Origin of the sequence: Indioceanicola profundi (assembly GCF_003568845.1) — a bacterium.
GTDB classification, from domain to species: Bacteria; Pseudomonadota; Alphaproteobacteria; order Azospirillales; family Azospirillaceae; genus Indioceanicola; species Indioceanicola profundi.
In genome coordinates, this window is the sequence record NZ_CP030126.1 from 806,845 (window position 1) to 820,610 (window position 13,766).

General features: G+C 67.5%; 10 protein-coding genes. 6 read left to right on the top strand and 4 right to left on the bottom strand.

Annotation, left to right across the window (positions count from 1 at the left end; all coding sequences use genetic code 11):
• Positions 1 to 51: 51 nt before the first annotated feature.
• Entirely contained in the window at positions 52 to 651 is a 600-nt protein-coding gene (locus DOL89_RS03855; RefSeq protein ID WP_119677955.1) for an LOG family protein, read from the bottom strand.
• 191 nt (positions 652 to 842) lie between these two features.
• Here DOL89_RS03855 and DOL89_RS03860 point away from each other — a divergent pair, with 191 nt between their 5' ends.
• The 3 genes from DOL89_RS03860 (at position 843) to DOL89_RS03870 (ending at position 3,147) form a co-directional block, all read left to right on the top strand.
• The gene (locus DOL89_RS03860; protein ID WP_119677956.1) at positions 843 to 1,307 is read left to right on the top strand and encodes a c-type cytochrome; all 465 of its coding nucleotides are present in this window, start codon (positions 843 to 845) and stop codon (positions 1,305 to 1,307) included.
• 4 nt (positions 1,308 to 1,311) lie between these two features.
• Positions 1,312 to 2,010, top strand: a complete 699-nt coding sequence (locus DOL89_RS03865; RefSeq protein ID WP_119677957.1) for a cytochrome b/b6 domain-containing protein — start codon at positions 1,312 to 1,314, stop codon at positions 2,008 to 2,010.
• Between the two features lie 96 nt (positions 2,011 to 2,106).
• Positions 2,107 to 3,147, top strand: coding sequence for a LysM peptidoglycan-binding domain-containing protein (locus DOL89_RS03870; protein ID WP_119677958.1), 1,041 nt, complete (start codon positions 2,107 to 2,109; stop codon positions 3,145 to 3,147).
• Between the two features lie 6 nt (positions 3,148 to 3,153).
• Here the strand turns inward: DOL89_RS03870 and DOL89_RS03875 are convergent, their stop codons facing one another.
• Positions 3,154 to 3,612 carry a hypothetical protein gene (locus DOL89_RS03875; RefSeq protein ID WP_119677959.1) on the bottom strand — a complete coding sequence of 153 codons (459 nt, stop codon included), beginning with the start codon at positions 3,610 to 3,612 and terminating at the stop codon, positions 3,154 to 3,156.
• Between the two features lie 157 nt (positions 3,613 to 3,769).
• Here DOL89_RS03875 and DOL89_RS03880 point away from each other — a divergent pair, with 157 nt between their 5' ends.
• On the top strand, positions 3,770 to 4,081 hold the full coding sequence (locus DOL89_RS03880; protein ID WP_119677960.1) for a hypothetical protein: 312 nt from the start codon (positions 3,770 to 3,772) through the stop codon (positions 4,079 to 4,081).
• A gap of 24 nt (positions 4,082 to 4,105) precedes the next feature.
• Here DOL89_RS03880 and DOL89_RS03885 read toward each other — a convergent pair whose 3' ends face one another.
• Positions 4,106 to 4,375 carry a hypothetical protein gene (locus DOL89_RS03885; RefSeq protein WP_119677961.1) on the bottom strand — a complete coding sequence of 90 codons (270 nt, stop codon included), beginning with the start codon at positions 4,373 to 4,375 and terminating at the stop codon, positions 4,106 to 4,108.
• Positions 4,376 to 4,809: 434 nt separating this feature from the next.
• Between DOL89_RS03885 and DOL89_RS03890 the strand changes: the two genes are divergently transcribed.
• The gene (locus DOL89_RS03890; protein WP_119677962.1) at positions 4,810 to 7,929 is read left to right on the top strand and encodes a PAS domain-containing hybrid sensor histidine kinase/response regulator; all 3,120 of its coding nucleotides are present in this window, start codon (positions 4,810 to 4,812) and stop codon (positions 7,927 to 7,929) included.
• A gap of 434 nt (positions 7,930 to 8,363) precedes the next feature.
• Here the strand turns inward: DOL89_RS03890 and DOL89_RS03895 are convergent, their stop codons facing one another.
• The gene (locus tag DOL89_RS03895; RefSeq protein WP_119677963.1) at positions 8,364 to 12,140 is read right to left on the bottom strand and encodes a vitamin B12-dependent ribonucleotide reductase; all 3,777 of its coding nucleotides are present in this window, start codon (positions 12,138 to 12,140) and stop codon (positions 8,364 to 8,366) included.
• Between the two features lie 435 nt (positions 12,141 to 12,575).
• Here DOL89_RS03895 and DOL89_RS03900 point away from each other — a divergent pair, with 435 nt between their 5' ends.
• Positions 12,576 to 13,682: a lysylphosphatidylglycerol synthase domain-containing protein gene (locus tag DOL89_RS03900; RefSeq protein ID WP_225889873.1), complete on the top strand. Its 1,107-nt coding sequence runs from the start codon at positions 12,576 to 12,578 to the stop codon at positions 13,680 to 13,682.
• The last annotated feature ends 84 nt before the right edge of the window (positions 13,683 to 13,766 follow it).

The following is a 13,766-nucleotide window of genomic DNA, read 5'->3' on the forward strand; positions in this document are numbered from 1 at the left end:
ACCCGGAACGGCCACGGCTCCGCAAGCGGTGCCCGTCCGTCCGGTATGCGTTCACAGCCGGCGGATATTGTCCCCGACGCTGGGGTCGGGCTGGCGCATGATGGCGGGCAGGATGTCCTCCACCCTGTCCACGATGGTGTAGAGGGCACGCTCGGCGCCGGGGATGTTCGGCTTGCGCATGAAGCCCGTCGCCTGCATATGGTTCAGCAGGTCGATCAGCGGCTGCCAGAACCCGTCCACATTGGCGATGATGATGGGCTTGTCGTGCAGTTGCAGCTGCCGCCAGGTGATGATCTCGAATGCCTCGTCCAGCGTGCCGATGCCGCCCGGCAGGATGACGAAGGCGTCCGACCGCTCCACCATCATGGCTTTGCGGATGTGCATGCTGTCCACGACATGCAACTCGGTCAGACCGGTGTGATCGACCTCCAGCGCCTGGATGTGTTCGGGGATGATGCCCACGACCTCGCCGCCGGCTGCGAGCGTCGCATCCGCCGTGATGCCCATCAGCCCGACCCGGCCGCCGCCATAAACCAGTCGCAGCCCAGCCTGGCCAATCTGGGTCCCAAGCTCATGTGCCGCTTGCTTGTACGTGTCCGCCACATTGCCGGAGGAGCCGCAATACACGCAGACGGAACGGATTTGCGACATGACGCTTCCTTGCTATCGCCGGTGGAACCGGTCCCGATCTTGCGCCGCAGCACCGGTGGGGCCATGTTGGAACCACGGTCCGCGGCAGGAACTCCGCGGTTACACCATCCCCGTCCGGCAGACAAGCGGGCAGGGGATGGCGCGGAGAGTCGGCGGACGGGTTTGCATCCACTGGAAAAGGGATCGGCTAGATGTTGCGTCGCAGGATCGGAAATCACCTCATGGCCGTGACGGCCGTCACTCTGCTCGGCCTTGCCGCCGGTCCCGCCCTGGCCCAGTCGCCGGAGCAGCTGGTGAATCAGCGTCAGGAGAACATGAAACAGCTCGGCGGCGCCATGAAGGTCCTCTCCGGCTACGTGAAGGGCGAGGCCGACCAGGCGGCTGCGTCGAAGGCCGCACAGGTGCTGGTGGATGTCGGCGGGCAGATGCAGGAATGGTGGCCGGAGGGAACGGCCGTCGGCGTCGGCGACAGCGAGGCCAAGCCGGCCATCTGGACCGAGACGGAGAAGTTCAACGCCAACATCGAGAAAATGAAGGCCGCCACGCCGGCCCTGCTGGCCGCCGTGCAGAGCAGCGACAGCGGAGCCACCGGCAAGCAGCTCGGCGCCGTGGGCGCGACCTGCAAGAGCTGCCACCAGGATTACAAGGCGGACTGATCCGATGCGGTCGCCGCAAGCCGCATCCACTACCGCGCCCGCGTCCCGGACCGTCACGGTCTGGGACGCGCCCACCCGTATCTTCCACTGGGCGCTCGTCCTGTGTCTCGCCGGTTCCTGGTGGACGGCGGAGAATGACGACTGGGAGACGCACCTGCTGTTCGGTTACGGCGTGCTGGGGCTGGTGGCGTTCCGACTGATCTGGGGCCTGCTGGGCAGCGAGACGGCCCGGTTCCGGCATTTCCTCAAGGGGCCGGGCGCGGCGCTGTCCCATCTGCGGGGGCTTGTCCTGCCCGGCCCCCTGGCACCCGAAGCCGGGCACAATCCGGCTGGGGGCTATGCCGTGGCGCTGATCCTGCTGCTGCTCGCACTCCAGGTCGGAACCGGCCTGTTCCTGTCCGGAGGAGACATCTTCCTGATCGAGGCGCCGTTGAGCGGCGCCGTGTCGTCCGACACGACCGATACGCTGGAATGGCTGCACGAGACCAACTTCAACCTGCTTCTGGCGCTGGCGGGCCTGCATGTGGTCGCGGTGCTGGGCTATTGGGGGCTGAAGCGCGCAAACCTGATCCGCCCCATGCTGACCGGGAGGATGGAACTGCCCGCGGATGCTAGGCCGCCGCGGATCGCCTCATCACTGCTGGCGCTCATGGTCGCAGGCGGGGTAGCCCTCTCCGTCTGGGCTTTCGTGACCTTCGTTTAGGCGCTTGGAGTGCCTCCATCTCGAGGGGGCGACAGGGGCTATGGGTTGGCGTAGGTTGGGTTTGTGTGCAGTGCGGCCTTGCAGGGTGGGGACGATATGAACCGGTCGATACTGGGCGGCATGGTGGCCGTCCTGCTGCTGCTGATCGGGATCGTCGCCTGGCGCGCCGGCACCTTCGCCACGGGCGACGGGACCGGCCAACCGGCGCCGGTGCCGGTGACGCGCGAGGCAACGCCCGTTCAGCCGCAGGCCGTGCCGGAACCTGAGCCGGAGCCCGTAACGCCCGCCCCGAGCTTTGACGTCGTCCGCATCGAGGCGGATGGCACCGCCGTGCTGGCCGGGCGTGCCGCGCCGGGGGCGGAGGTGACCATCCACGATGGAGAGCGGGTGGTCGGCACGGTAACCGCCGATTCCCGTGGCGAATGGGTCCTGCTGCCCCAGGAAGCGCTGCCGTCCGGTGCGCGTGAGCTGCGGGTGGAGGCGCGCAATCCGGATGGAACGCAGGTGGCCGGCGCGGACAGCGTCGTGCTGGTCGTGCCGGAGCCGAAGCGGGACATTGCCGGCCGTCGGCAGGAGCAGACTGGCGGAGCTTTGGCGGTTCTGACCCCGGAGGAGGGGGCGCCGAGGGTGCTGCAGGCCCCGCCCACCGACGGTACGGCCGGGAGCACGCCGTCACCCGGCGGGGTCGTGGCGGTGGACGCGATCAACTACGACCGTGACGGCCGGGTCAGCGTCGGCGGGCGCGCCGCGGCCGGCAGAGAGGTGATGGTCTACCTGGACAATACGCTGGTCGGCCGTGCCACGGCCGACGATCAGGGCCGGTGGGAACTGACGCCGGATCAACCGGTCCAGGCGGGACAGCGCAGCCTGCGCATCGACCAGCTCGGCCCCGACGGCAAGGTATCCGGCAGGGCGGAGGTGGCATTCGACCGGCGGGAGATCGGAGAGACCGCTCTCGGCGGCCGGGCTGTGGTCGTCCTGCCCGGCAATAATCTCTGGACCATCGCGCGCCGTAGCTTTGGCGGCGGGCCGCAGTACACCATGATCTTCGAGGCCAACCAGGGCCAGATCCGGGACCCGGACCTGATCTATCCCGGCCAGATCTTCATTCTGCCCGGCGGTCAGGCCGGGCACTGAGGCCTGTCAGAGATAGCGGCCGAAGACACGCAGATAGGGACGGACCTCCTGCACGAACTGTACGGTCTCGTACATCACATCGTTCAGGGTGAGGGGGCCGGGCACCTGCCGCTGGCCCAGCACCATGATCTTCTGCGCGTCATCCACCACGAACCGCGCAAACTTCAGCCACATGGTGGCGCGCAGGATGGTCATCAGCTTCTGCCGCTTTTCCGGTGATTCGATGCTGTAGGGCAGATAGCCCACCTCTGCCCAGATCTGGAACAGGGTGGACGGCCCTTCCTGCGGGGTCAGGGAGACACGGAACAGCAGCCCGTCCAGGAAGAAATGATGGCGGGAGGCCACCGGCTCACGCCGGACCTCCACCTCGCCTGTATCCAACACGGTGACCAACCCCGGACCAAGGGGCAGCCCCGCCTCGACCTCGCGGGCGAGCCGGGCGACGGTGCCGAGGGCCTGGGACATGGCGCAGTCGCTCCACTGTAAAGGGTACGTCCCCTGGGATATACGCCACCAACCCTTTCGGTCCAGTGAATTTGGATGGGGTCTGGGCAAAGGCCGGGCTTTCCAGGCCGGCCCGAGGGGAGCATACTGTGGTAATCCCAGGAGCGCGCCGATCCCAATGATCCCCTATCCCGACGTGACATCGCTGCCCGAAGAGCTGGCCCGGGCGGTCGGCAGGATGGTGCGGCTGGTCAACGAGATGCGCCGCCGCCATCCGGATCTGGACACGCTCGCCCTGTCCACCGAAACAGCGCTCGACCGCGAGGCAGCCACGGTCCTGGCCGACTGGGTGGAGTGCCAGGGCGGGAATTTCCGGCTGATGCTGAGCCCGTGGGATGGCCGCCAGTTCCTGAACGGCCGCAGCCCCTTCGCTTCCGCCCCGCAGGCGGCGTCAGGGGCGGGAGCGGAGGAGGAGCCGGAGCTCCCCTGATCGCCGCCCTGGCCCGCTGCGGTCCTACTCGTCCAGCATGTCGCCTTCCTGTGCGACCTCCTCGGCCAGTTCCTGCGCCAGCTCGGCGAACAGGAAGGCGTCGGCCTCCACGCCCTGGGCCTCGCAGATGCGCATGAACACCCGGTAGGCATGCAGCGTCGCGACGTCCAGCGCCGCTTCGTCCGCCTCCTCGGAGTGACGCTCCTTGATCCCGCGCTCCTCCAGCGTGCCCAGCACGTCCATGTCGGCGGCCTGCAGGACTGCATCCATTGCCCGTTTGTGAAGGCTCGACATCTTCTCACTCCCGAAAGCCGGGGGGATTCCCCCGCTAGGACAGGCCGCCGATCCGCGGCCCCATCCAGCATAGCAACACAGCCGCGCCTCATATCAGCCCGCCTTACGGCTGGAAATCTCTTTCGCGTCAGACCTGCCGCGCAGGAGTTAGAGCGATTTGCGAAAGCCAGCGGCGCCTGCATCTATGCCGCACCCTGACCGTTGCAATGCCTGATGCGATGGAAGGATGCGCAGAGGGATAGGGGCAGCGGCGGACTGCCACCTCTGAAACATGCATTTGTGTGAATGGTTGTCGTACAAAGACATTGCCCCTGTTCCCGACGCGGTAATTTCATGTCCAGCCGCAGCATGCGCAGCTTCCCCTCCCGGCCTCTGTACGGCTGCTCCATCCACTGCCCGGCAATCTGCTGGCCCTACCGCCCGGAAGCGTGAACATGGCTGCTGACGGCGGTGGCCGGACGACGACCTGGCCGCGTGGCGGCGGCGCCATGGGCGCGCGGATCAGGTCCTATGACTGGTCCCGCACCTCCGCCGGGCCCGTTTCGGACTGGCCGCAGAGTCTGCGGACGGCGGTTGGGATCATGCTGAGCACGCGGCACCCGATGTTCATCTTCTGGGGGCCGGAGCATCTCTGCCTCTACAACGACGCTTACAGCGCCTCCCTCGGTCCGGAGAAGCACCCCTCCATCCTGGGCACGCCTGGACGCGAGGCGTTCACCGAAATCTGGACGATCATCGGACCGCAAATTGAACAGGTCATGTCCGGCGGCGAGCCGACCTGGCATCGAAACCATCTGGTCCCCATCGTCCGCCATGGCCGACGGGAGGATGTGTACTGGACCTACAGCTTCGGTCCGATCAACGATGCCGATGCGCCCAACGAAGTCGGCGGCGTGCTGGTCGTCGTCACGGAGACCACCATGGAGGTGGTTGCCCGGCAGGAGAGCGAGGAGCGGTTCCAGGCCTTGGCAGAGGCCAGTTCCGAAGCCCTGTTCCGCATGAGCCCGGACTGGTCCGAGTTGCGCCAGCTCCGCGGCGGCGGCGTCGTGCCCGACACGGAAACACCGGTGCGCAACTGGATGGAGTGGTACGTCCATCCGGACGACCGGGCACTCTGCCGGGGCGTGATCCGGGACGCCATCCAGACCAGGGGCAGCGTCCAGCTGGAGCACCGGATCATCCGCCTTGACGGCAGAACGGGCTGGTCCCTCACGCGCGCGGTGCCGATCCTGGGACCGGACGGAGAGGTCACGGAATGGTTCGGCGCGGCCAGCAACGTGACCGCCCGCCGCCGCGCGGAGGAGGCGCTGCGGGAGAGCGAGGCCAGCCTTGCCACCATCTTTGCCCGCGCTGCGGTCGGCCTGTCGGAGATCGCCCCGGACGGCCGCTTCCTCAAAGTGAATGATGAAATCTGCCGGATACTGGGGCGGCCGCGGGAGGAGATTCTCAATCTCACCATTGCCGACGTGACCCATCCCGAGGAGGTCGAGGCCAGCCTTTCCGCGGCAGACTGGGTCCTCCGCTCCGGAAAGTCCATTTCGCTGGACAAGCGCTATATGCGTCCGGACGGGACGGTAGTATGGGCGAACAGCAGTCTGGCCTCCCTGGGAAACGGGGAGCGGCTGCTGGCGGTCACGGCCGATCTGAGCGCCCGGCGCAAGGCGGAGCAGGCCCTTCGCCACAGCGAGGAGCGCCTCCGCAGCACCTTCCAGATCAGGACGGTGGGCGTCATGTTCTGGGGCAAGCGGTTCGGGCTCACCGACACGAACGACGCCTTTCTGGAAATGACCGGATTCAGCCGGGAAGAGGCGCTGGGCAAGACGTGGCAGGAGCTGACGCCGCTGGAGTTCCATCCGGCCTCGCTCAAGGCGGTCGAGGAGGTGACCAGCCTGGGCGAGACCACGCCCTATGAGAAGCAGTACTACCGCAAGGATGGTTCCCGCTGGTGGGGGCTGTTCGCCGCCCGCAGGGTGGGCGACGAGGTGGTCGAGTTCGTTCTGGACGTCACCGAGCGCCGGCAGGCGGAAGCCGCCCTGCGCGAGAGCGAGGCGCGGTTCCGCACCCTGGCCGAAACCATGCCCCAACTGGTCTGGACGGCGCTGGAGGCTGGCGGCTGCACCTGGGTCAATCACCGGTGGGCGGAGTTCACCGGGCTGCCGGCGGAGAGCATGCGGGGGCTGGGCTGGCTGTCCGTCCTGCATCCCGACGACCGCGACCGGGTGCGGCGTATCTGGGACAGTGCGCCGACGTCGGACTGGTACGAGGCCGAGTTCCGGATGCGGCGCGCCGACGGGGCTTGGCGCTGGTTCCAGGTGATGGCCAAGCCTGTTCCCGTCGCCGGGGCCGAGGAACGGGAATGGTGCGGCGCCTGCTCCGACATCACAGAGCTGAAGGAGGTCGAGGCGGTCTTGCGGGCCGCGCGCGACGAGGCCGAGCGGGCACGTGCCGCGGCCGAGGAGGCGAACCAGGCCAAATCCCGTTTCCTGGCGGCGGCCAGCCACGATCTGCGCCAGCCCGTCATGGCGGCCGGCCTCTATATGGGGCTGCTGGAAAGCCGTGTGCGGGATGCGGAGGCGCGCGGGCTGGTGGAGATGGTCTCCCTCTCCCTGGAGGGGCTGCGCGGCATGCTGAACGGCCTGCTGGAGATGGCGCGGTTGGAGGCCGGAATCGTCGAGCCGAAGCTGGAGACCTTCGCCCTGGACGAGCTGCTGCAACGGCTGGGCGCGGAGTTCACCGGGCCGGCCGGCGCGGCGCGGCTCTGGCTCCGAGTGCCGCCGACGGGGGCGGTGGTGCGGAGCGACCGATTGTTGCTGGAGCTGGTGCTGCGCAACCTGATCTCCAATGCCGTCAAATATACCCGGCAGGGCGGTGTCACGGTGCAGTGCGTCCGCGTCGATCGCTGCGTCCGCATCGACGTGGCGGATACCGGCCCCGGCATCGCGCCGGAGCATGTGGGCCGCGTGTTCGAGGATTTCATGCAGGTGGGAGAGGAGAACCGCTCCATCGGCTTCGGCATCGGCCTTGCCACGGTGCGCCGGGCGGCGGACCTGCTGGGCCATCGGGTGGAGGTGCGCTCCATACCCGATCAGGGCTCGACCTTCAGCGTCTGGGTGCCAGACGGGGAGGGGGGCGCGCGAACGACGGGCGCCGCCGCTCCTGGCGAGGACGCCCCGCTGCCCGCGCGCACGGCGCTGGTGGTGGAGGATGACCGGATGGTCGCCGCCGCCCTCTGCATGGCGCTGTCCGACTGGGGGCTGGTGGTCACGGTGGCCCATTCCGTCACCGAGGCGCGCGCCGCGGCGGACGGACGGCGGTTCGACTGCGTGGTCTCCGACTTCCAGCTTCCCGACGGCAACGGCTTCGACGCCATCGCGGCCGCGCGCGAGAGTGGATCGGGCGAGGCGGTCCTCTTGACCGGAGACACCCGCCCCGACACCCTCCGCCGCGCCCACGAGGCCGGCCTGCGCCTGCTCACTAAGCCGGTGGATGTGCGGGCCCTGCGCGCGGCGGTGCGGGAGGCGACGGATGAGGGGGCGGGGACGTATCAGATTTGAGGAAGGTATGATGAGATGGCCGGTGGACCGTGATCGATCTCCGGCATCGCCATATCCTCGCCCTTCGACAGGCTCGGGGTGAGGATATGGTTGCGGGCCTCGTTGGACAGCGGCGGGATGGTGGTTTCCGAGCCTCGTGACCGGAGAAAATTTGCCGAACGGGCACGGAGCCAAGTGGTCCTCACCCTGAGCCTGTCGAAGGGCGGGGAGCACTTGGCGGTGGTTCAGGAATGACAACGGCCCCGGCGCTTTCCCGCCGGGGCCGTTTCGCAATCAAGAAATCCCGGCCAGCACCTGCTGCACATCACCCCGGGCGCTTACTCGGCGTAGGTCGCAAGGAGGGCGGAGCCCGGATTGCGACGTCACCCGTGGGCGGATGATGTGTCGCAATCCGCCTCCGGCTTCTTGCGACCTACGGCGCTGGGGAATATCCCTCAGCTACACCCCGTCGTACCCCCACAGGTGTCGCACTTCAGGCAGGTGCCGTTGCGGACCAGGGTCATGTTCTGGCACTCGGGGCAGGGGTCGCCTTCGTAGCCCTTCATGCGGGCTTCGCGGATGCGCTCCATGCGGGAGTCGGCTCCGCCGCTGCGGGACGTGTGGACATGGGCGGCGGCGACCTCGGCGGCAGGGGCCGCATGGGTATGCGCGTGGCTGTGGCCGTGGGTGCCGGTGGCCTTGACCGGCTCCGCGGCGCGGGCCTCGGTGGCGGTCTCGTAGGCCTGGACGGCGCGGCCCATCTGGCCGCCGGGCAGGACCCGCAGGTTGGAGCGGACATAGCCGGTGCTGGCCACGCGGGCCACCACGTCCAGCGTTTCCTGGCTGATCGGGGCCGCGGGGCGGTGGCTGGGAGCCACGGGGGCCTCCATCTCCTTCAACTCGGCCTGGGCTACGCCGCCGCCCATCGTGTCAGGCAGCAGATCCTCCGGCGTGGCATGGGCCAGATCGTGGCGGCCGAGATAGGAGATGGCCAGCTCACGGAACACATAGTCCAGGATGCTGGTCGCCATCTTGATGGCATCGTTGCCCTGGACCATGCCGCTGGGCTCGAACCGGGTGAAGGTGAAGGCCTCCACATACTCCTCCAGCGGCACGCCGTACTGGAGCCCGAGGGAGATGGCGATGGCGAAGTTGTTCATCAGGCTGCGGAAGGCGGCGCCCTCCTTGTGCATGTCGATGAAGATCTCGCCGATGCGGCCGTCCTCATACTCGCCGGTGCGCAGATAGACCTTGTGCCCGCCCACCATGGCCTTCTGGGTGTAGCCCTTGCGCCGATGGGGCAGCTTCTCCCGCTCGGTGGCGCGGATCACGCGCTCAACCACCCGCTCCACGATGCGCTCGGCGACGACGGGGATGCGGGCTGCGGCCGGGGCCTCCAGCACCTTCTCCAGGATTGTCTCCTCGGCGGCGTCCTCCTCCTCCTCATCCTCCAGCACCTGGGCGTTCAGGGGCTGGCTGAGCTTGGAACCGTCGCGGTAGAGGGCATTGGCCTTCAGGCCCAGCCGCCAGGAGAGCTGGTAGGCCTGCTTGCAGGCCTCCACCGTGGCGTGGTTGGGCATGTTGATGGTCTTGGAGATAGCGCCGCTGATGAAGGGCTGCGACGCCGCCATCATGCGGATATGCGCCTCCGCCGAGAGATAGCGCTTGCCGATCTTGCCGCAGGGGCTGGCGCAGTCGAAGACGGGCAGATGCTCCGCCTTCAGGTGCGGTGCGCCCTCCAGCGTCATGGCCCCGCAGACATAGGTGTTCGCGGCCTCGATCTCCTGTTTCGTGAAGCCCAGATGGGTGAGAAGGCAGAAGCTGAAATCGTCCAGCCTGGCGGCCGGGATGTTCAGCACTTGCGTGCAGAAATCCTCGCCCAGGGTCCATTTGTTGAAGGCGAACTTGATGTCGAAGGCGTTGCAGAGGCCCTGCTCGACCGCCTCGATCTCCTTGTCCGTCAGGCCCTTGGCGCGCAGCCGCTCATGGGTGACGCCGGGGGAACCGGCCAGCGTGCCGTGGCCGACGGCATAGCGCTCCATCGCCGTGATCTGTTCCGCTGTGTAGCCGAGCTTGGACAGCGCCTCCGGCACCACGCGGTTGATGATCTTGAAGTAGCCGCCGCCGGCCAGCTTCTTGAACTTCACCAGGGCGAAGTCCGGCTCGATGCCGGTGGTGTCGCAATCCATCACCAGCCCGATGGTGCCGGTGGGGGCGATCACGGTGGCCTGGGCGTTGCGGTAGCCGTGCTGGCTGCCCAGCTCCAGCGCCTTGTCCCAGGCGGCGCGGGCGGCGTCGATCAGGGTGCGGTCCGGGCATTCGGCGGCGTTCAGCGCCACCGGGGCGACGGACAGCCCCTCATAGCCGGTGTTGGCCCCGTGGGCGGCGCGGCGGTGGTTGCGGATCACGCGCAGCATATGCTCCGCATTCTTGGCATAGCCGGGGAAGGGGCCCAGCTCCTTCGCCATCTCCGCGCTGGTGGCATAGGCGATGCCGGTCATGATGGCGCTGATCGCGCCGCAGATGGCCCGCCCCTCCTCGGAGTCGTAGGCGATGCCGGCCGCCATCAGCAGGCCGCCGATGTTGGCGAAGCCCAGGCCGAGCGTGCGGTACTCGTAGGACAGGGTCGCGATCTCTCGGCTGGGGAACTGCGCCATCAGCACGGAGATTTCGAGCACCATGGTCCATAGACGGGTGGCATGCTCGAAGGCGGCGATGTCGAAGGTGCCGTCGAACTTCCGGAACTCCATCAGGTTCATGGAGGCCAGGTTGCAGGCCGTGTCGTCCAGGAACATGTATTCGGAGCAGGGGTTGGAGGCGTTGATCCGCCCCGACGCCGGGCAGGTGTGCCAGTCATTGATGGTGGTATCATACTGCACGCCGGGATCGGCCGACTGCCAGGCGGCGTAGCCGATCTTGTCCCAGAGGGCGCGGGCCTTCAGGGTCTTGGCGACCTTGCCGTCGGTGCGACGGATCAGGTTCCAGTCGCCGTCATTCTCCACCGCCTCCAGGAAGGCGTTGGACACGCGCACCGAATTGTTGGAGTTCTGGCCGGAGACGGTCAGATAGGCCTCCGAATCCCAGTCGGTGTCGAAGGTGCGGACCTCGAACTCGGTATAGCCCTGGCCTGCGAGCTGGATGGCGCGCTGGATGTAGTTTTCCGGGATCATGGCCTTGCGGGCGGCCAGGATGGCGCGCTTCAGAGCCTTGTTCCGGGTCGGGTCCAGCCGCTCCTCATCCGTGCCGAAGCCTTCCGCGCAGGCGGCCATGATCTGGGAGAGGTGCTTCCTGGACAGCTTGGAGCCGGCGACCAGGGCGGCCACCTTCTGCTCCTCCACCACCTTCCAGTCGATATAGGCCTCGATATCCGGGTGGTCGAGGTCGACGGTCACCATCTTGGCGGCCCGGCGGGTGGTGCCGCCGGACTTGATGGCCCCCGCCGCACGGTCGCCGATCTTCAGGAAGCTCATCAAGCCCGACGACTTGCCGCCGCCGGCCAGCTTCTCATTCTCGCCGCGCAGGCTGGAGAAGTTGGTGCCGGTGCCGCTGCCGTACTTGAACAGGCGCGCCTCGCGGACCCAGAGGTCCATGATGCCGCCCTCATTCACCAGATCGTCCTGGACGGACTGGATGAAGCAGGCGTGCGGCTGCGGATGCTCATAGGCGCTGTCGGACTTCACCAGCTTGCCGGTCTTGAAGTCCACATAGAAGTGGCCTTGGCTCGGCCCGTCGATGCCATAGGCCCAGTGCAGGCCGGTGTTGAACCATTGCGGCGAGTTCGGCGCGGCCATCTGGCGGGCCAGCATGAAGCGCATCTCGTCATAGAAGGCGCCGGCATCCGACTCGCTGTCGAAATAGCCGCCCTTCCAGCCCCAGTAGGTCCAGGTGCCGGCCAGCCGGTCGAACACCTGCTTCGCGGACATCTCGGACCCGTGCCGCTCCCCCTCCGGCAGGGCGGCGAGCGCCTGCTCGTCCGCCACGCGCCGCCACAGGAAGCTGGGGACGGTGTTCTCCTCCACCGGCTTGAGGGCGCGGGGGACGCCGGCCTTGCGGAAATATTTCTGCGCCAGGATATCGCAGGCGACCTGGCTCCAGTCCGCCGGCACCTCGATATCGCTCAGCTTGAAGACGGTGGAGCCGTCGGGATTGCGGATTTCGGAGGTGGTGCGGCGGAAGGCGATGCCCTCATAGGCGTCCTGGCCCTCGGTCGTGAAGCGTCGCTCGATGCGCATGGCTACTGTTCCCTCGGTCGTCCGTTTCCCGCGCCTGCCGGCTGTTTCCATCCGCGCGGCGGGGTGGCGGCTGCATCAAGTGCGGCCAGCCCAGCCCCTAGATGATGTGTATAACAGGAACGTAGGCTACGAGTTCTGGTGTCAGCAACGAGATTTTATTGTCGAAATCGTCCTGCATGCAGTTGACAAGCGGCCCCGGAGATGACTCCTGGAATCGTGCCGAAACCCGCGGAATCCAGTTGGGACTCGGGATTTCGAGCGGTACGGACGCCAGCGAGGCACAGGATGCGTAAGCCCGCCTCTCCGCCCGGCGGCCAAAGGGGCCGGCCGCCGCCGCGGGAATGGCACCACTCGCCGCAGGGGCTTGGAAATAGCCCTGAACGGTGGCAGGTTGCGCGCGCCGGGGCCGCGGGCCCCCCTGATACCGACCGATTGATGGATTCCCATACACACAGCCTGGCAGCTGACGACGGCGACCGCGGCGGCGCTCCTTCCGGCGGCATCTCTGCGAATGCGCCCGTGACGGAGCAGGGCGACGGACCTGGTCCGGCTTCCGGCATGCCGGGGCGGTCCGCTTCCGGCTGGAAGACCTGGACCGGCATCGTCACCGCGCTGGTGCTGCTGGCGCTCGCCGCGCTGGCCATCAACCATGTCGCCAACGAGGTCGATTTCCGGGAGGTCTGGGCCTATCTAGACGCGCTGCCGCTCTGGAAGGTGCTGGATGCCATCGCGCTGACGGCGGTGGGCTATGCGGTGCTGACGCTCTATGACGTGGCGGCGCTACGTTTCCTGAAGACCAGGGTGCCCTACCGGACGGTGGCGCTGGCCAGCTTCTGCGGCTATGCCATTTCCAACAATGTGGGCTGGGCGGTGATCAGCGGCGGTTCGGTCCGCTACCGCGTCTACAGCGCCGCCGGGCTGAAGGCCGCCACCATCGCCAAGGTGGTGGTGATCTCCACGACGACCTTCACGCTGGGCGTGACCTTTACCGGGGCGGTCGGCTTGCTGATCGGACCGCATCCGGTGGCCCACCTGCTGTCCTTGCCGGAGCTGCTGGTCCAGGGGCTTGCGGGGGCGACGCTGATCGCGCTTGTCGCGGTCTGTATCATCGCCGGCATCACCCATAAACCGGTGCGTATCTGGCGCTGGAGCTTCGAGCTGCCTGGAACCATCGCTGTGCTGAGCCAGATTTTCATCGCCTCGCTGGAAATCGTGATCTCGGGCGCTGCTCTCTATCTATTGCTGCCGGATACGCACGGGGCCGGCTTTTCCGAGTTCCTGGGCATCTACTGCGCCGCCCTGGTGGTGGCGATGATCAGCCATGTGCCCGGCGGGCTCGGCGTGTTCGAGACGATCCTGCTGCTGGGCCTGTCTGCGCAGGGGAGTGCGGGCGGGGTGCTGGGCGCGCTGCTGGCCTACCGCTTCGTCTATTATGTGCTGCCCCTGGTCGTGGCCGGGCTGACTTTCCTGACCTGGGAGGCGCAGGCCAAGCACGGGCCGGTGGCAGCGCTCCGGGCCTGGATCAAGCGGGACAGGGAATAGGCGCAGGGCAGGGGCGGCTCTGACCATTGGCCGTATTCCCGTAATGATTTTGAGGGATTAGGGTCCGCGCCGATACCGGTCCAA